Genomic DNA, 17,644 nt, shown 5'->3' with positions numbered 1-17,644 from the left:
TCTTTCCTCACTGGATACGACGGGGTTCGGACACGCTGGAGCTCGTGCCCGATCAGATCCGCAGTACGCAGGAGGCGGTGAGGCGTTCTCGACCCGTTCGTGAAGGCGGCGCCCGGGCAAACCCGGCGGACCTGCGTTCGACCGGCCCCGACACCGCACCCTCGCGACGCCGGCACAGCAAGGCCAGTGCGAGCAACAACCCCGCCGCGGCCAGCAGCACGGCGAGGCACAGGTGCAGCATCACGTGGCCGCCATCGCTCGCGGGCGGCGCGGCAACCGGATCCGCCGACGTCGAAGCCACGGGCACCGGAACCATCGCCACCGCGGGCGCGTCCATCGCCGAGTGCGCAACGGACACCGACGGCATCCCGCTCATCTCACCACCGCCCATCCCAACACCGTGCGGCGCCGGAATGTGGTGCATCGCGAGCACGCCGAAGACCAGCGCGCCGAGCAACAGCCAGCGCGCCGGGGCCGGAAGCAGGAACCCACGGGGCGGTCGAGTCATCGCCCCCAGGGTAGCCACATACCCCAAACGGGTACCAGGTGCTTCCAAGATCACCGTTGAACTCACTTCCGTAACCCTTTGCACACGACCGGTTGACCCCTGTGAGCACGCTCCCTTACGTTCACTCCAGGTCGCCGACGGTGCGCAGACCGTGAACAGAAGGAATGGTGGGGATGCGAGGGCCGTCCAAGACGCTCTTCCTGGGCGTCGCGCTGCTGCTCAGCGCGGTGGTGGGGCTCGGCAGCTGTTCCTCCGCGCTCCGGACGCCGACGGCCGACGGCGACGAAGCCCCGGTCCGGATCGCCTTCGTGCCGAAGGTCGCGGGCATCGCGTACTTCGACGCCATGAACGCGGGCGGCCTGGAAGCAGCGAAGCAGCTCGGCGCGCAGTGGATCACGCGCGGCCCCGCGACGGTCGACCCGGCGGCCCAGACCGCCATCCTGCACGACCTCGTCGCCCAGCACGTCGACGTGATCGCCGTGGCGCCCAACGATCCCCGCGCGCTCGCGCCCGCGATCGCCGACGCCCGCGCCAAGGGCGTCCACGTGCTCACCACCGACACCGACGCGCCGGAAACGCAGCGCGAGGTGTTCGTGAACCAGGCTTCCCCCGAAGGCGTCGGCACCGCGCTCGTCGACGCGCTGATGGCGAAAACGGGCGGCAGCGGCAAGTTCGCCATCGTCTCGTGCGGGCGGACCGCCGCGAACCTCAACGCGTGGATCTCCGTCGAGCGGGCCTACGTGGCCCAGCGCTACCCGAAGGCGCAGCTCGTGGAGACCGTCTACGCCGGCGAGGACACGACCACGGCGACCGAGCTCGCGAAGCAGGTCCTAGACCGCCACCCCGACCTCACGGGCCTGATCGGCGAGTGCACCACGTCGGCTCCCGGCGTCGCGCAAGCGGTGCGGGATCAGCAGAAGATCGGCCGCGTCTACACCGTCGGCACGGGCACGCCGCAGACGATGAAGCCGTACCTGCTCGACGGTTCCTGCTCGATGTCCGTGCTGTGGAACGTCGAATCGCTGGGCTACCTCACCGCCTGGGCGGCGGAACAGCTGGTGGAGGGTCGCTCTTTCGGCCCCAGCAACAACGTGAGCCTCGAACTGCCCGCGGTGAAGTACGACGCGCGCTCGAAGACCATGCTGCTCGGCGACCCGCTGCTGATCACCCAGGACAACGTGGACCAGTTCAAATACTGACGGCCGGAGCCCCGTTGACGGAGCCCCGGCCGCAGTCCTCGCTTACAAACCAGTGCCTTATAACAAAACAGTGCCTTGCTGTGAAACAGAAACTCAGCGCACGTCGATGGTGACCGTCGCCGTGGTGACGCGGGCGGGCAGCTTCGTCGTGTCGATCTTCAGGTACTCCCCGTCGTCCTGCTGACCGTTGGGCAGCGTCTTGGCGTGGAGCGCGTACGGCGGCGCGGTGTTCGAGAGGCCGTCGATGCCGAAGTCATTGTCGTTGCTGACCACGAGGGTGCGGCCGCCGTCGGTGGTCGCGACGCCTTCCACCTTGTCGTGGCCGAAGAAGCCGCCGGTCGGGTCGAACCCGGTCACCAGCGCGCCGAGGTCGACATAGAGCTTCTTCGCCACCGGCGTGATGCCCACCTCGGCGAGGTCCGCGGTGGCCTCTTCGGTGGTGTCCTTGCCGACGTAGGCGTCGATGCTCGACTGCGCGTCACCCACGAGCAGCCCGCCCTTGGCGGAGTCGTAGGCGGCACCGGCCACCTTCGCCTTCGGCCCGACGTCGGTCGCGCCGCTCAGGTCGATCTCGTAGATCTTCTTGAACGCACCGGGCTCGAAGTTGCCGTCGCGCTCGTCCACGAGGAACTTCGTCGACGAGAGCGCGGTGATCTCGCTGACGGCCGTGCCCGTGTCGTCCGGGTCCTGCAGCAGGTACAGGTACTCGTGCGTCGCGTGCGTGCGCAGGTCGACCGTGACGATCCGCAGCGTGGTCACGTTGCCGGGCTTCTTCGTGAGGTCCGGCTGCTGCAGGGCCGACTGCATGATGCCCACGAGCGTCTTGCCGTCCGGCGTGAGCGCGAGGCCTTCCATGCCCTTGTTGGGCACGCGGTACTTCAGCTCCTTCGGCAGCGAGCCGTCGAACGGCGAGAGCCGCTCGATCGCGCGGCCGTCGGCGCGGAAGTGGGTGATGAAGGGACCGTACTCATCGGACACCCAGAACGTGCCGTCGCGTTCGGCGACGAGGCCCTCTGAGTCGTACCCGTTGGGAGTGGCCGGCAACGGCTTTCCGTCGAGGCCCACGATCGTCTCGCCGGTGTCGGCCGCCGTGCTGACCTGCCCGTTGTACGGCGAACCGTCCTTGGCGCGCAACGGAATCCGCTTCTCGAGCACGGCCTTGCCGTCCTTGAGGCGGAACTTGCCGATGGCCGGGTCGAACGCGGGCAGCGGCTCCACCTTGGACCCGTCCGACGCGTCGACGTTCGGGCCGCGGTCGGTGAGGCCGTAGAACTCGTCGCGTGACCCCGGCACCGGCGTGAGCGCGGAGCCGTAGGCACCACCGGTGAGCTTCACGCCGCCGATGGTCGCGAGCGGCGGCAGAGACGTCGGGTAGAGCTGCACCGCGTCCGACACGGAGTACGTGAAGGTGTCGCGGCCGTGGAAGCCCGGCGCGGGCGTGTAGCTGAACGACCCACTGGGGTCCAGCGTCAGCGACCCGTGCGCCGGCGCGGTGTGGCGCACGATGGCGCCGCTCGCGTCACCACTGCTGTCGTTGCCGAGCACCCCGTCGCCGTGCACCTGCAGTGCCCGGCCGGCTCGCGTCCCGTAGTGGTCGTCGCGGGCGGCGAACGCGGCGTGCCCGTCGCCTCCGTGCGCCGACGCCGTGCCGGTGGCCAGCAGCCCCACGGCGAGGATCCCCGCGGCGACCCCGATTCTCACGCGCTTCATCCGTTTTCTCCTCTTCCGGCGTCACACGACACCGGAGGAGGAGTCTGGTTAACGGAGTTGGACAACCGCCGTCTTCGAGGCGACGCCCGCGTTAACGGCCTCGTCTCACATGCGCCGCCGCCGCGCCACCACCGATCACGAGAACCAGCACGGCGACGCTCCACCTGCGTTGTTTCTCCACGCGGTGGCCGGCGTCGGCCACCGGCTGCGGTGTCGCGACGGGACGGAATTTCGTCGGTGGCGCGACCGAAGTCGAGGCAACGATCGGGGCGGGCGAAGTCGCGTTCGGCGGCTGGGGCACCGCCGGTGGCTGCTCCGCCGGCACGGGCGGCGGTGGGTCTTCCGCCGTCTGCGAAGGTTTCACCGAGTTCGACGACGGTGGGGGATCCAGTCGCGGGGACGGCGGAGGCGGTGGAGGTGGGGGCGGCGGGGGCGGTGCCGTTGCCCCGGCGAGACACCCGGCCGCGTCGGAGGTGTAGAGCTCGGGCCCGGTGCTGATCTCTTGCGCCCCTCCGGAGCCGTCGCGCGGCAGGCGATAGGTCACGCTGCGGTGGCCGATGCGGTTCGCCGTCGCGTAGAGGGCACCGTCCGGACCGAACACGACCGAGCCGTACGCCGTGGCGAGGGGGAACTTCAAGCCCGGCACGGTGGCGACGCGGCCGTCGCGCGGGTTGATCGTGACCACCGAGCCGTGACCCGCGGCCGTGACCGAGACGCCGTAGAGCAAGCCGTCCGACGGGCTGTAGGCGAAGTCGTCGACGCCGGCGGACAGGACGATCGGCCGCAGCTGCAGGTGCGCGACCACGTCGAGGTAGTGGGGACTGGCCGGGTCGACGTCCACTGTGTACAGACTGTTGGCGTGCAGCAGGTACCACGAGTTGCCGGCCATCGCGCCACCCGTGGAACCGGTCGCCCAGCTCCAGATGCCGTGTTCCGCGCCGGCGCGGAACACGCCGCCGAGGTCGGTGACGTGACCCGAGCCGTCGATCCGCACCGCGTGGGCGCCGTCGTGGAAGTGACCCGAGGCCGGGCCGTCGGCCACGCCGTAGACCACACCTTGCGAGGCGGAGTAGGCCATCGCGTTGATCGTGTAGCCGGGGTTGCCGAGCGACTGCCGCTGCCCCGTCGGCAATGTGAGCCGGACGAATGACGACGAGTGCGAGTTCTGGCTCTCCACCTGGAGAACCGGGCAGGTCGCCGGCGCGGCCGGGTGCGTCCGGCCGGGTGATTCGAGCCACCCCGACGCCACGAGCAGCGCCGACACGGCCGCCACGGCGGCCGCCACCGGGAGGAAACGGGGAATGCGCACGGCCCTCAGCCCAGTCGCGCCAGTGCCGAGCTGAACGCGTCGGGTTGGATGCTCGCGCCGCCGGCGAACGGGTTCTGCAGCTGGAAGATCGCGTAGAGCAGCAGTGCGATCGTGCCGGCCAGCGTCGACACGATCACGAGGTGCGCCGCCATGCGCGTGCCGCCGAAGAGGTTGGGCAGCAGCACGGAAATCAGGCTGCCGAAAATCAACGCGAACCACACCACGGAACCGACACCGCTCGAGGCGGCGTCGGTGAGACGCGCCTGTCTGGCCTGGTAGACCTGCCACAGGTCGTTGGCGGCCTCGGTCTTGCGGTCGTTCTCCCAGTCGCTGCTCGCCTGCGCGCCGGCGATGGTGCGGCGCAGCTGGTCGAGCTGCGTCCAACCGGTGTCGGGGACCGTGCCGCCGTCGGCCAGGCGCGGCCATTCCTGGTGCTGCACAGTACTGGCGTACGCGGTGGCGAGCTGCTGCACGCGTTGGCCGGTGTCGCCCGGCAGCGCTTCGGCGGCCCAGGTCATGGAGACAAGGCTGTCTGCCTCGGTGTAGGAGCCGTCGCGCGCGGTCCCCACCGCGTCGAAGAGCGAGATCAGCACGAACGCCACGAGCACCGCGTGGAGACCGCCGACAATGGTGAACACCTGACCGGCCGCATCGTTGTTGTCACGACGACCTTCATCCCAGCCGAACCGCCTCACCAGATAGCCGATACCGCCGCCGACCACGGCCGCTCCGACCACCCAGAAGATCCCGGTCAGGTAGACGTTCATCCGGCCCCTTTCAACTCGCAGACCACTGGATCCGCCATTGTTCGACGAATTCCCGGAAGTGGGCCCGCTCAAGTTAGTCATCTGATTCCCGAGCGACAAGAAGCGGCAGTTCGGTTCATTCGAGTGGCCCTGCGAAGCCCCCGATGATCACTGGAACGGAGCAGTTGAATGTTGGAACACCTGCTCTGGATACGCCCGTTCACCTGGGGTACACCGGCGATCTTCGGTCGAACTTCCCGTCCGGGTGAGTCCTGTCGACCGAGTGTGACGAACGCGGCGCCGACGAAGATCGTCTAAAACTGGCGCGCCGACAACAGCAACTGGAATGTCCGATTACCCGTTCTGGCAAACAGGTGAACCGACCCGGTTACCCGATCGTGGGATTGTCGAGTGAGGCCGGCTTGCTATGTTGATTCCGCGGTGCCGACCCGAATGAATTGCAGCAGGATAACGAACTCCAATTCGTGCTGGAAACTTTCTCACACGCCCGAAATCCGACGATAGGTGGTTTTCGCTGTGACCGTCACGGACCCCGTGGACTCCGCGAATCAGGAACAACCGCAACTGAGCCTGGGCCGGGCCGCGGCCCGCACGCTCGCGACGACGACCAAGTCTGTTCCGCAGATGCAGGGCATCACCACGCGGTGGCTGCTCAAAGTGCTGCCGTGGGTGGAGGTCTCGGGCGGCGCGTACCGCGTGAACCGCCGGCTGAGCTACGCGGTGGGCGACGGCCGCGTCACGTTCACCACCACCGGCGCCGAGGTCCGCGTGATCCCGCCGGAGCTGGGTGAACTGCCGGCGCTGCGCGGTTTCGACGACGAAGAGGTGCTCATCGAACTGGCCGGCCGGTTCGTGCAGCACGAGTTCTCCCCCGGCGACGCGCTCGTGGAGTTCGGCCACCAGGCCGACCAGGTCTTCCTCGTGGCGCACGGCAAGATCAGCAAGGTCGGCACCGGCGCGTACGGCGACCAGACGGTGCTCGGCACACTCGCCGACGGCGACTACTTCGGCGACACCGTGCTCACCAACGCCGACGGGATCTGGGAGTACACGGCCAAAGCCGTGACCGCGTGCACCGTTCTTTCCTTGTCCCGCAGCGAGTTCCAGGGCGTGCTCGACCGCTCCGACGCGCTGCGCGAGCACCTCGACGCCGTCGCCGCCGGTTCGGCCGGCCCGGCCAACGACCACGGCGAGGCGGTGATCGACGTCGCGTCCGGTCACGACGGCGAACCGCAGCTGCCTGGCACGTTCGTGGACTACGACAGCTCGCCGCGCGAGTACGAGCTGAGCGTGGCGCAGACCGTGCTGCGCGTGCACAGCCGCGTCGCCGACCTCTACAACCAGCCGATGAACCAGATCGAGCAGCAGCTGCGGCTCACGGTCGAGGCCCTGCGCGAACGACAGGAACACGAGCTGGTCAACAACCGCGACTTCGGCCTGCTGCACAACGCGGACTACTCCCAGCGCGTGTCCACCCGCACCGGCCCGCCCACGCCGGACGACTTCGACGACTTGCTTTCCCTCGTGTGGAAGGACCCCGCGGTCTTTCTGGCGCACCCGAAGACGATCGCGGCGTTCGGCCGCGAGTGCAGCCGCCGCGGTGTGTACCCCGACGCGGTGGACCTCGGCGGGCACCAGGTGCCGGCGTGGCGCGGCGTGCCCGTGTTGCCGTGCAACAAGATCCCGGTCACCGAGACGCGCACCAGCTCCGTGTTGCTGCTGCGCACGGGCGAGCAGTCGCAGGGTGTCGTCGGTCTGCACCAGACCGGGCTGCCCGACGAGTACCAGCCGGGCCTGAACGTGCGATTCATGGGCATCAGCGAGCAGGCGATCATGTCGTACCTGGTCAGCGCCTACTACTCCGCCGCCGTGCTGGTGCCCGACGCGCTGGCCGTGCTGGAGAACGCCGAGATCGGGCGCGGTGACTGAGCATGGCCGCGCCCGCCACCCCGCCGCGCCCGCCCGAGGCCGCCCCCGTGCGGCCCGGGCCGGCGCCGCTGCCCCCGTCGGCGTTCGGGCCGACGGGCCTGGGCACGAGCGCGCTGCGGATCGTGCCGAGACCCGCGTCCCAGCGCCCTGGAGAAGCTGAGCCCACCAAGCGAGGAACCACATGACCGTGACCGAAGAGCCGCCGCTTTCCCTTTCCACGCGCGCGGCCCGGACCCTGGCGACCACCACCAAGTCGCTGCCGCAGATGCGCGGCATCACCCCGCGCTGGCTGCTGTCGCAGCTGCCGTGGGTGGAGGTGCCTGCCGGTTCGTACCGCGTGAACCGCCGGCTGACCTACACCGTCGGCGACGGCCGGGTGAGCTTCTTCAACAACGGCGCGCGGGTGCAGGTGGTCCCCGCGGAGCTGGCGGAACTGCCGCTGCTGCGCGGGTTCGCCGACGCCGACGCCTTGTCGGCGTTGGCCGAGCGCTTCGAGCAGCGCGAGTACGAGCCGGGCGACACCATCGTGACGGCGGGTTCGCCGCTCGATTCGGTGGTGCTGCTGGCGTTCGGCAAGGTTTCGCGCACCGCGCCCGGTTCCTACGGCGAGGAGGCGCACCTCGGCACGCTCACCGCGGGCGACCACTTCGGCGCCGAACTGCTGGGCGGCTCCGCGGGGAACTGGACCTTCACCGCCAAGGCGGCCACGCGGTGCATCGTGCTGGCGCTGCCGGCGGAGGCGTTCGCGCGGCTCAACGGTCGCGTCGAAAGCCTGCGCTCGCACATCAGTGACGTGCTGGCGACCCCGGGCCGCGAGCACAACAAGGCCGGCGAGGCGAGCATCGACCTGTCCGCCGGGCACGACGGCGAGGTCGCGCTGCCGGGCACGTACGTCGACTACGACCCGGCGCCGCGGGAGTACGAGCTCGCGGTCGCGCAGACGATCCTGCACACGCACAACCGCGTGACCGACCTCTACAACCAGCCGATGAACCAGCTGGAGCAGCAGCTGCGGCTCACCGTGGAGGCGTTGCGGGAGCGGCAGGAGCACGAGCTGGTGAACAGCACGGACTTCGGGCTGCTGCACAACGCAGACCTCGGCCAGCGCGTGACCACGCGCAGCGGCCCGCCAACGCCCGACGACCTCGACGAGCTGCTGTGCCGCCGGCGCAAGTCGCGCTTCTTCCTGGCGCACCCCAAGGCAATCGCCGCGTTCGGACGCGAGTGCACGGCGCGAGGCCTCTACCCGGCGAACTCGATGCTCGACGGACGCCGGGTCACGACGTGGCGCGGGGTGCCGCTGCTGCCGTGCGACAAGATCCCGATCTCGCCGCAGGGCACCACCTCGATCCTCGTCATGCGTACTGGCGAGGAGGAAGCGGGCGTGATCGGGCTGCGCCCGGCGGCGTTGCCGGACGAGTACCAGCCGGGGCTGAACGTGCGGTTCATGGGCATCAGCGACCGGGCCGTGACGTCCTACTTGGTCAGTGCGTACCACTCGGCCGCGGTGCTGGTGCCAGACGCGCTGGGAGTGCTCGACGACGTCGAGATCGGGCGCTGAGCTTGTTTTTCGGAGGCGATGTATGACCACAGTGGACGCCCGGGCGCGGACGGTGCCGGAGGTGCTGGCGTGGAGCCGGGACCTGTGGGAACCGGCGATGCGCGCGGCGGTCGACCGGCTGCCCGATTCGATGCGCCGCATCGCCGGCTACCACTTCGGCTGGTGGGACGCGTCGGGCGCCGAGTCGGCCGTGCCGGCCGGCAAGGCCCTGCGGCCGGCGTTGGTGCTGCTGTCCGCCGAGGCGGCCGGCGGCGATCCGGCCGACGCGATCGCCGCCGCCGTGGCGGTGGAGCTGGTGCACAACTTCTCGCTGCTCCACGACGACGTCATGGACGGCGACGAAACCCGCCGCCACCGGGCGACCGCGTGGACCGTGTTCGGCACCAGCCCGGCCATCCTCGCGGGCGATGCGTTGCTGACGTTGGCCTTCGACGTCCTGGCCACGGACGGTCCCGCCGCTGCTCGTGTCCTGAGCACGGCGGTGCTGGACCTGTTGCACGGCCAGAACGAGGACTTGGCCTTCGAACGACGAGCGTCCGTGGATCGGTCCTCCTGCATCCGCATGGCCGAGGGCAAGACCGGCGCACTTCTGGGTGCCGCCTGCACCTTGGGCGTGCTGGTCGTCGGCGGCCGCGGCACGCACGTCTCGGCGCTCGGCGCGTTCGGCCGCTCGCTCGGCCTGGCGTTCCAGCACGTCGACGACCTCCTCGGCATCTGGGGCGACCCGGCCGTGACGGGGAAGCCGGTTTACTCGGATCTGCAGAACCGGAAGAAGTCGCTGCCGGTGGTGGCGGCTTTGGCCTCGGAGACCCCGGCCGGCCGGGAGCTGGCCGAGTTGTATCGGCAGGAGGCTCCGCTGTCGGCTGGGGAGCTGGCCCAGGCGGCCGTTTTGGTCGACTCGGCGGGTGGGCGTTCGTGGAGCTCTTCGGAGGCTGCGCGGTTGCTGGCTTCGGCGTTGGCTTCGCTGGCCGCCACGACGCCGGCGCCGCGTCCCGCGGCGGAACTCACGTTGCTCGCCCACCACATCACCCGCCGGGACCACTGAGCCGCGGTGACCGACCTGGCGCGCTCGTGTCCCTCCCCCAGGACACGAGCGCGCCGTTCCCGTGCGCTGCCGAGCCGTTGCAGCACGTCTGAATTGCAAATCTGTATCCAGGTGCTGCGCTGGTCAACATGCTCTCCGTGGCCTCCTGGAAGGGAAACGCGAGAACCGTCGCCTATTCCGCGTCGAAGGCGGCCCAATGGTCGCTGACCGACGCGCCGCGCGAAGGCCTGCGCGACCAGGGCACGCTCGTGGTGGGCGTGCACGCCGGCTACGTGGACACCGACGGCGCCGCATGGCTGGACGTCCCGAAGATCGGGCCGGCCGAGGTCGCGGCCAAGACCATGCAGGCATTGCTGGACGACCGCGCCGAGGTCCTGGTCGACGACGCGGCGCTCCGGCTCAAGGCCACACTTTCCCAGCCCCTCGACTGAGAATCGCTCACCTACCCAGCCGAGTCAGCCCGTCGCGATCGGCACCTTCGGACGACATGGCCTTGTCGCTTTCGCCAACGCCTCGGCGCCGCGCATGGCACGCGGGTACACCATCAGGTCACGCAGGCGGGCTGCTCACTTCCCCGGCCGAGTCAGCCCGTCGTCGGCAGCACCGCGGGACAAGATCACCTCGTCGGTGTTCGACAGCGCCTCCGTGCCCCGAGCGCTCGGCGGCGCAGAGCTCAAGTCGCGCAGGCGGATCGGCGGGCCGAGGTCGATCAGGGTCGGGATGTACTCCGCCTTGGAAACAGCCCAGTGGCCGTCCGTCTGAGTGAAGGTGAAGCGCGCGGCCGTGCCTTCCTCGGTGGAGCCGCGGGGGTCGTCGTGGCGGGCGATTTCGTTGCCGAGGCCGTAGGCGACCCACTTGCCCTCGACCTTCTCGAAGGGCTGGACCACGTGGGCGTGGTGGCCGACGATCAGGTCGATGTCCGGGGAAGCCAGTAGCTCCTTGGCCAACGAAGCCTGGTCGTCCGTCACCGAGTGCTGGTACTCGATCCCCCAGTGGAGGCTGGCGATCACGACCTCCGCGCCGGCCGCGCGGGCGGCGTGGGCCGCCGCGAGGATGTCGTCGGCGTCGATCTGGTTGGCCAGCCAGGGTTTGCCGGCGGGAACCTTGATGCCGTTGAAGCCGAAGGCGAACGACAGCTGCGCAACCTTGACACCGTGGACGTCGAGGATCAGCGGCTTGTCAGCCTCGGCGGCCGAGCGCGCCGAACCGGTGTGCTTGAGGCCCACCTCGTCCAGCTTGTCCAGCGTCCGCGTGATGCCGGCCGCGCCCTTGTCCAGGGTGTGGTTCGAAGCCGTGGAGCAGGTGTCGTAGCCGGTGTCCTTGATGGCGTCGGCGATCTCGGGCGGCGCGCTGAACGACGGATATCCCGTGTACGGCCCGCCCTTGGGCGCGAGCGGCGTCTCGAGGTGGCAGATGGCCAGATCGGCGCCCGACACGAGCGGCTTCACGCCCGCGAGGATCTGGCGGTAGTCGATCTCGCCGCCACCATCGGCGTCCGCCTGGTCGGTGAGCGCGGGGTGGATCAGCACGTCGCCGGTGGCCACGACCGTGAACGACGCGGGCGTGGCCGAAGGCAAGCCGGCAGGGGCCGAAGGAGCGGAAGCGGGCAAAGCGGCCTGCGGAGCCCCGCTGCATCCCGCCAGTACCAGCACGGCACCGGCCCATCCCACGATCGAGCGGCGGATGTGCGTCATGTTCGCCCCCTTTGTCCAGCTGCGGGCCACATCCTGCCGCATGTCGACCGGACAAGACTCAACGCCTGCCATAACGGACCGTAATCGAACCCAAGTCAACAAGAAAACCCACCAGCAACCGAAACAGCAGCACGATCAGCGCGGAGCAACAAACCCTGGTCAGCCGGGAAAAAATACGATAATTAGCCGCCAACCACCAGACGGAAAATCACTCTCCGTAGGTATCCATCCGCTAACTGCGGCAGATCCCGTGGTTGACGTCACCCGATCAAGTGTCTTGTAATACGAGTCACGCGGAGTTCACGCCCACGCAACAGTCGTCCTCGGCCCCCATGGGAGCACTCGATGTCCACATACCCGCACAGGTCACGCACCTGGAGCGTTGTTGGTTGTTGTTTGATTGCCGGTGCAGTGTTGGCCGGATGCTCCTCCGGCAAGGACACCGCCGCGCCCGCGCAGCAGGCGCCGACGAACGGCAAGATCACGCTGTACTACCTGCAGAAGCAGGGTGACCAGCAGTACTTCGTGGAGCAGGCGCAGGGCGCCCAGGCGGAGGCGAAGGAGCTGGGTGTCGACCTCAAGGTCGTGAACCTCGGCCAGGACGCCAACAAGGCCATCACCGAACTCGACGCCGCGGTCGCACAGGGCGCCAACGGCGTCGCCATCGTGGTACCGGACCAGGCCATCGGCCCGGAGGTCATCGACAAGGCCAAGAGCGCCGGCATCCCGATCATCGCGTCGGACGACGTGATCAAGGACGGCACCGGCAAGGCCGCCGCGTTCGTCGGCTTCAACGGCACGCAGATGGGCACCTCGGTCGGCCAGGAGGCCGCCAAGCTGTTCAAGGCCGCCGGCTGGTCCGCCGCCGACACCAAGGTGATCAGCGCCTACAAGCAGGACCTCACCGTGTGCACCGACCGCGTCAACGGCTCCAAGGCCGCCTTCGACAAGGACTCCGGCGCCCAGGTCCAGGTGATCAACGTCGGCACCGACAACTCCCCCGTCGACGCGCAGAACCGCGCCGGCGCCGTGATCAGCTCCAACCCGGGCGTGAAGCACTGGGTCGTGTGGGGCTGCAACGACGAGAACGAGACCGGTGTCGTCACCGCGCTCGCCAACTCCGGTGTCGGCGCGAACGACATCATCGGCGTGGGCCTCGGCGCCTACCTCGACTGCAAGGACTGGGCCGCGGGCAAGGACACCGGCAACAAGTCCTCGCTCTACATCTCGGGCGCCGAGGTCGGCAAGAGCGCGATCCAGGTCCTCGTCGACAAGGTCAAGAACGGCAAGGACCTGCCGCTCGAGACGATCGCCAAGACCACGATGGTGAACAAGGACAACTTCAAGGCGGCCGGCGTCAACTGCACCTGACCCGACCGCGGCCCGGGGGTGTCCACACGCGACACCCCCGGGCTCTCCTGTGAGGAATGCTGAGGAAGGCTCACCATGGCCAGTTCCACGGCGCTCATCGCCGAGGGCATCGGCAAGCGCTTCTCCGGCGTCACCGCGCTCGACGACGTGACGCTGGAGTTCCACTCCGGCGAGGTGCTCGCGCTCATGGGCGAGAACGGCGCCGGCAAGTCGACGCTGCTGCGCGTGCTTTCGGGCGATCACGAGCCCAGCGACGGCACGCTGCGGGTCGACGGCGAGCCGGTGGTGTTCGACAACCCGCGCGCCGCGATGGCCGCGGGCGTGCGCGTGATCTACCAGGAACCGGAGATCATCCCGCACGTCTCGGTGGCGGAGAACGTGTTCGTGGGCGAGCTGCCCTCTCGCGCCCGCGTGTTCAGCCGCCGCACGCTCAACCAGCGCACGCACGATGCGCTCGTCGAGTACGGCTTCGAAGGCGTGCTCGACCCCGCCACGCTCGGCAGCAAGCTCTCGGCCGCGCAGCGCCAGCTCGTCGAGATCCTGCGGGTGCTCACCGCGGCCACCCCGCCGCGCGTGATCGCCTTCGACGAGCCCACCTCGTCGCTCTCGGAGCACGAGGTCGACGCGCTGTTCCGGCTCATCCGCCGGCTGCGCGACTCTGGCGTGGCCGTGGTCTACGTGTCGCACCGCATGAAGGAGATCTTCCAGCTCGCCGACCGCGTGGCCGTGCTGCGCGACGGCAAGCTCGTCGGCGTGCAGCAGGCCGCGGAGTCCGACGAGAACCAGCTGGTGCGCATGATGATCGGCCGCGACCTCTCCGCGCTGGAGCGGCGCGAGACGGCTGACACCGGCGAGGTCGTGCTGCGCCTGAACCACGTGACCACCGACGACGTCACCGACGTCTCGTTCGAGGTACGCGCCGGTGAGGTCGTGTGCCTGGCCGGGCTCGTCGGCGCCGGGCGCTCCGAGCTGGCGCGCGCGATCGTCGGCGACCTGCCCGTGCGCTCGGGAACCCTCGAGCTGGACGGGAAACCGTTCAAGGCTCGCACGCCCGGTGACGCCGTGAAGGCGGGCATCGGGTTCGCGCCCGAGGAACGCAAGACCGACGCGTTGCTGATGCAGCGTTCGGTGCGCGACAACGTCTCCATCGCCGTGCTCGACCGCCTGCGCCGCTTCCGCGTGATCAAGCGGGCGAAAGAGCGTGAGCTCGTGGCGGAGTACATCCGCGAGCTGCGCGTGCGCACGCCGTCGATGGAGCAGGAGGTGCGCAAGCTCTCCGGCGGCAACCAGCAGAAGGCCGTGCTCGCGCGCTGGCTCGCCCGCCGCCCGCAGCTGCTGATCCTCGACGAGCCCACTCGCGGCGTCGACGTCGGCGCGAAGGCCGAGATCTACCGCATCATCGACGGTCTCGCCGCCGAAGGCGTCGCCCTGCTCGTGATCTCGTCCGACCTGCCCGAGGTGCTCGCGCTGGCCGACCGCGTCGTCGTGATGCGCGCCGGGCACGTCGCGGGCCAGGTGAGCCGCGACGAAGCGACCGAAGAAGCCGTACTCACCCTGGCCATCCCGGCGACGGAGCCGGCCGCCGAAGACATCCAGGAGGTGGGGGCGTGAGCACCCCGACCCGGCCCAGCCCCGCGCAGGAGCAGCCGACCGAACAGCCCGACCCGCACCGGGTGTCCACCGCGCGCAAGGTGCTCAACGGCATCGGCGTGCAGAACAGCAGCCTGATCATCACGCTCGTGGTGCTCGTCGTGCTGCTCTCGACGCTGAACGACAACTTCTTCCGCACCAACAACCTGCTGCTCATCGGCAGCGCGATCACCATCATGGGCCTGCTGTCGCTGGTGCAGACGCTGGTGATCATCCTCGGCGCGCTCGACATCTCGGTCGGCTCGATGGCCGGGCTCGCGTCGGTGATCTCGGCGATGGCCTTCACGTCGACCGGCAGCTCGATCGTCGGCATCCTCGCCGCGGTCGGCACCGGCATCCTGTGCGGTTTGGTCAACGGCCTGATCATCATCTTCGGCCGGGTGAACCCGGTCGTCGCCACGCTGGCCACGCTCGCCACGTACAAGGGCATCGCGCAGGTCGTGTCCGACGGCAAGGCGCAGGGCTACACGGGCGCCGACGACCTGTTCATCTTCCTGGCCAAGGGAAGCGTGCTCGGGCTGCCGACGCTGGTGTGGGTGTTCCTGATCGTCGCGGCGGTGCTGCACTTCCTGCTGAAGTACACCGACATCGGCCGCAACGTGTTCGCCATCGGCGGCAACGACACGGCCGCGCGCCTGGCCGGCATCAACATCAACCGCTACATCATCGGCGTCTACGCGCTCGTCGGCGTGGTCGCGGCCATCGCGGGCGTGCTGATCACGGCGCGCACCGGCTCCGGCCAGCCGACGTCCGGCTCCGAGGGCCTCGAGCTACAGGCCGTCACGGGTGCGGCGCTCGGCGGCACGATGCTCAAGGGCGGCAAGGGATCCATCGTCTCCACGGTGCTCGCGGTGTTCATCCTCGGCGTGCTCGACAACGGCATGTCGGGCCTGGGCATCAACCAGTTCTGGCAGAACGTGGCCCACGGCGCGCTGCTCGTGGTCGCCGTCGTGCTGCAGCAGCTGCGCAGCGGGGAGCGCCGCGTCGGTCTTCCGGCCTGACGTGGGCTCAGTCGTCGGGGCTGACGGGGCCGGCCTGCACGCCCGCATCGTCGACGCGCTCGGCCGCCTGATCGTCGAAGGGGCGCTGCCCACGGGCCAGCCGATCGTGCCCGAGGACATCGGGCGCCGCTTCAAGGCCTCCCGGACGGTGGTCCGGGAGGCCTTGCGGGTCCTGGAGTCGAAGGGGCTCGTGGCCGCACGACCGCGCGTCGGCACCTGGCCGCAGCCACCGGAGGCGTGGGACGCGATCGACCCCGACGTGATCGGCTGGCGCGTCGGCGGCCCGGATTCGCTGCGGCAGCTGCACGATCTGATGGAGCTGCGCCACCTCGTGGAGCCGCAGGCCGCGCGGCTGGCGGCCCGGCACCGGGCGCCGGACGAGCTCTCCGCGCTGGCGGCGGCGTACGGGCTGATGACCGACGCCGTGGAACGCGAGGACGCCGAGGCGTTCACCGAGGCCGACACGCTGTTCCACGCCGCCCTCGTGCGAGCCGCGGGCAACGCGTTGCTCACCCAGCTGCAGGTGCCGGTCGTCGCCGCACTGCGGGCCGCACCCGAGCCGACGACGGGCACGCTCGTGGCGCACTCGCGCGTGCTCACCACGGTGCTGGCGAAGAACGCCGACGGAGCCGAGAACGCGACGCGCCGGCTGCTGGAAACCGTTGCGGCGTACCGCTCACCGGCACCTTGACACGCCCAGTGGTCCACACCATAGTCCGTGATCGACCGGCCACCGACCGATGGCCTCCGCCGCCATGAGCTGCTTGAGGAGGACGCACCCATGCGTTTCCCGGGAATCCGCGGTTTCGCCGTGCTCGCGGCGGCGGTGACGGCCGGCGGGCTGGCGCCGGCCGTGGCGAGTGCGGCACCGGCGGCGCCGGCCGCGCAGTGCTCCGTGGCCGACGCGATGGTGAAGGCCGGCGACTACTGGGTCGCCCACGGGACGAACCTCGCGCCGGCCGACTGGCAGAACGCGACGTTCCACGTGGGCAACCTCGCCGTGGTCCGCACCACCGGCGTGTCCAACCACCAGACCCTGCCGTGGGGCGAGGCCAACAACTACCTGCTGCCGACGACAGCGGGCCGGCCGTTCGCGGCCGAGGACGAGGCCGCGGGTGAGGCGTACCTCGACCTGTACACCTACTTCCACCCCGACCCGCCGATCCTCGCCGACCTGCGTTCGCGCCTGGCCGACGAGGTCGCGAACGTGCAGGCCGGGCACACGGACTACTGGGACCACGTGAGCGCGCTGAACATGGCGATGCCCTCGTTCGCCCGCATCGGCGTGATGGACTCCTCGGAGCCGACGCTCGCCGCGATGCAGAAGCTGTTCCAGCACACGGAGAAGAGCCTGTTCGACGAGTTCTCCGGCCTGTGGCGCACCGACGCGCACTCGCTGTCGTACTGGTCGCAGGGCAACGGCTGGGCGCTGGCCGCCCTGACGAAGGTGCTGCAGGTGCTGCCCGCGAACGACCCGCGGCGGCCGGAGTACCTGCGCGTGTTCAAGAAGATGGCGACGACGCTGAGCGTGCTGCAGCGCCCGGACGGCTTCTGGAACGCCAACCTGCTCAACCCCTTCGGCGGCCCGGAGAGCAGCGGCACGTCGCTGATCACCTACGGCCTCGCGTGGGGCGTCAACGCGGGTGTCCTCGACAGCCGCTGGTTCAAGCCGGTGGTCGATCGGGCGTGGAAGTCCTTGTCCACCAAGGCCGAGAACACCGACGGCTTCGTCGGCTACGTCCAGCCGAAGACCGACGGACCGGGTTCGGCCAAGGCCACGGACACTTCGGCCGCCGGTGTGGGCGCGTTCCTCCTGGCCGGTCAGCAGGTCGCCGACCTCACCCCGGGTTGCGCTCTGCCGCCCGCCAGCTGATGTGCACCCCAATGTGGCGTTCGTTGC

The 17,644-nt window shown here is 69.6% G+C and carries 15 protein-coding genes; 10 read left to right on the top strand and 5 right to left on the bottom strand.

Annotated features, from left to right (window positions below; all coding sequences use genetic code 11):
- Positions 1 to 52: 52 nt before the first annotated feature.
- A complete protein-coding gene (locus ABZU76_RS37715) occupies positions 53 to 508 on the bottom strand; it encodes a hypothetical protein (protein WP_354878698.1) in 456 nt (151 codons plus the stop codon).
- 173 nt (positions 509 to 681) lie between these two features.
- On the opposite strand from ABZU76_RS37715, the gene ABZU76_RS37710 reads away from it, so the two are divergent.
- Complete coding sequence (locus tag ABZU76_RS37710; RefSeq protein ID WP_354878695.1) at positions 682 to 1,707, top strand: autoinducer 2 ABC transporter substrate-binding protein; 1,026 nt, start codon at positions 682 to 684, stop codon at positions 1,705 to 1,707.
- Positions 1,708 to 1,800: 93 nt separating this feature from the next.
- Here the strand turns inward: ABZU76_RS37710 and ABZU76_RS37705 are convergent, their stop codons facing one another.
- The 3 genes from ABZU76_RS37705 to ABZU76_RS37695 all read right to left on the bottom strand — a co-directional run bounded on the left by ABZU76_RS37705 (position 1,801) and on the right by ABZU76_RS37695 (position 5,493).
- Complete coding sequence (locus ABZU76_RS37705; protein WP_354878692.1) at positions 1,801 to 3,417, bottom strand: esterase-like activity of phytase family protein; 1,617 nt, start codon at positions 3,415 to 3,417, stop codon at positions 1,801 to 1,803.
- A 91-nt stretch (positions 3,418 to 3,508) separates the two neighbouring features.
- Positions 3,509 to 4,726, bottom strand: coding sequence for a hypothetical protein (locus ABZU76_RS37700; protein ID WP_354878689.1), 1,218 nt, complete (start codon positions 4,724 to 4,726; stop codon positions 3,509 to 3,511).
- Between the two features lie 5 nt (positions 4,727 to 4,731).
- Positions 4,732 to 5,493 (bottom strand): DUF4239 domain-containing protein, encoded by a 762-nt coding sequence (locus tag ABZU76_RS37695; RefSeq protein ID WP_220246834.1) that lies wholly within the window; start codon positions 5,491 to 5,493, stop codon positions 4,732 to 4,734.
- Between the two features lie 516 nt (positions 5,494 to 6,009).
- Here ABZU76_RS37695 and ABZU76_RS37690 point away from each other — a divergent pair.
- The 4 genes from ABZU76_RS37690 (at position 6,010) to ABZU76_RS37675 (ending at position 10,459) form a co-directional block, all read left to right on the top strand.
- On the top strand, positions 6,010 to 7,422 hold the full coding sequence (locus ABZU76_RS37690) for a family 2B encapsulin nanocompartment shell protein (protein ID WP_354878686.1): 1,413 nt from the start codon (positions 6,010 to 6,012) through the stop codon (positions 7,420 to 7,422).
- A gap of 181 nt (positions 7,423 to 7,603) precedes the next feature.
- Positions 7,604 to 8,983, top strand: coding sequence for a family 2B encapsulin nanocompartment shell protein (locus ABZU76_RS37685; protein WP_354878683.1), 1,380 nt, complete (start codon positions 7,604 to 7,606; stop codon positions 8,981 to 8,983).
- 22 nt (positions 8,984 to 9,005) lie between these two features.
- A complete protein-coding gene (locus ABZU76_RS37680) occupies positions 9,006 to 10,028 on the top strand; it encodes a family 2 encapsulin nanocompartment cargo protein polyprenyl transferase (protein WP_354878680.1) in 1,023 nt (340 codons plus the stop codon).
- A gap of 92 nt (positions 10,029 to 10,120) precedes the next feature.
- The gene (locus tag ABZU76_RS37675) at positions 10,121 to 10,459 is read left to right on the top strand and encodes an SDR family NAD(P)-dependent oxidoreductase (RefSeq protein WP_354878875.1); all 339 of its coding nucleotides are present in this window, start codon (positions 10,121 to 10,123) and stop codon (positions 10,457 to 10,459) included.
- A gap of 135 nt (positions 10,460 to 10,594) precedes the next feature.
- Here ABZU76_RS37675 and ABZU76_RS37670 read toward each other — a convergent pair whose 3' ends face one another.
- Positions 10,595 to 11,722, bottom strand: coding sequence for a CapA family protein (locus ABZU76_RS37670; RefSeq protein WP_354878677.1), 1,128 nt, complete (start codon positions 11,720 to 11,722; stop codon positions 10,595 to 10,597).
- Positions 11,723 to 12,133: 411 nt separating this feature from the next.
- On the opposite strand from ABZU76_RS37670, the gene ABZU76_RS37665 reads away from it, so the two are divergent.
- From ABZU76_RS37665 to ABZU76_RS37645, 5 genes are all read left to right on the top strand, one after another.
- Positions 12,134 to 13,093 (top strand): substrate-binding domain-containing protein, encoded by a 960-nt coding sequence (locus tag ABZU76_RS37665; RefSeq protein WP_354878674.1) that lies wholly within the window; start codon positions 12,134 to 12,136, stop codon positions 13,091 to 13,093.
- A 75-nt stretch (positions 13,094 to 13,168) separates the two neighbouring features.
- Positions 13,169 to 14,704 (top strand): sugar ABC transporter ATP-binding protein, encoded by a 1,536-nt coding sequence (locus ABZU76_RS37660; RefSeq protein ID WP_354878671.1) that lies wholly within the window; start codon positions 13,169 to 13,171, stop codon positions 14,702 to 14,704.
- On the top strand, positions 14,701 to 15,744 hold the full coding sequence (locus ABZU76_RS37655; RefSeq protein WP_255638722.1) for an ABC transporter permease: 1,044 nt from the start codon (positions 14,701 to 14,703) through the stop codon (positions 15,742 to 15,744). Before ABZU76_RS37660 ends, ABZU76_RS37655 begins: the two co-directional genes overlap by 4 nt.
- Position 15,745: 1 nt before the next feature.
- The gene (locus tag ABZU76_RS37650; RefSeq protein ID WP_354878667.1) at positions 15,746 to 16,435 is read left to right on the top strand and encodes an FCD domain-containing protein; all 690 of its coding nucleotides are present in this window, start codon (positions 15,746 to 15,748) and stop codon (positions 16,433 to 16,435) included.
- 90 nt (positions 16,436 to 16,525) lie between these two features.
- Entirely contained in the window at positions 16,526 to 17,617 is a 1,092-nt protein-coding gene (locus ABZU76_RS37645; RefSeq protein ID WP_354878664.1) for a glycoside hydrolase family 88 protein, read from the top strand.
- The last annotated feature ends 27 nt before the right edge of the window (positions 17,618 to 17,644 follow it).

It is taken from the genome of Amycolatopsis sp. NPDC005232 (genome assembly GCF_040607795.1).
GTDB lineage: Bacteria > Actinomycetota > Actinomycetes > Mycobacteriales > Pseudonocardiaceae > Amycolatopsis.
This window is presented reverse-complemented; position numbering and strand designations above follow the sequence as displayed.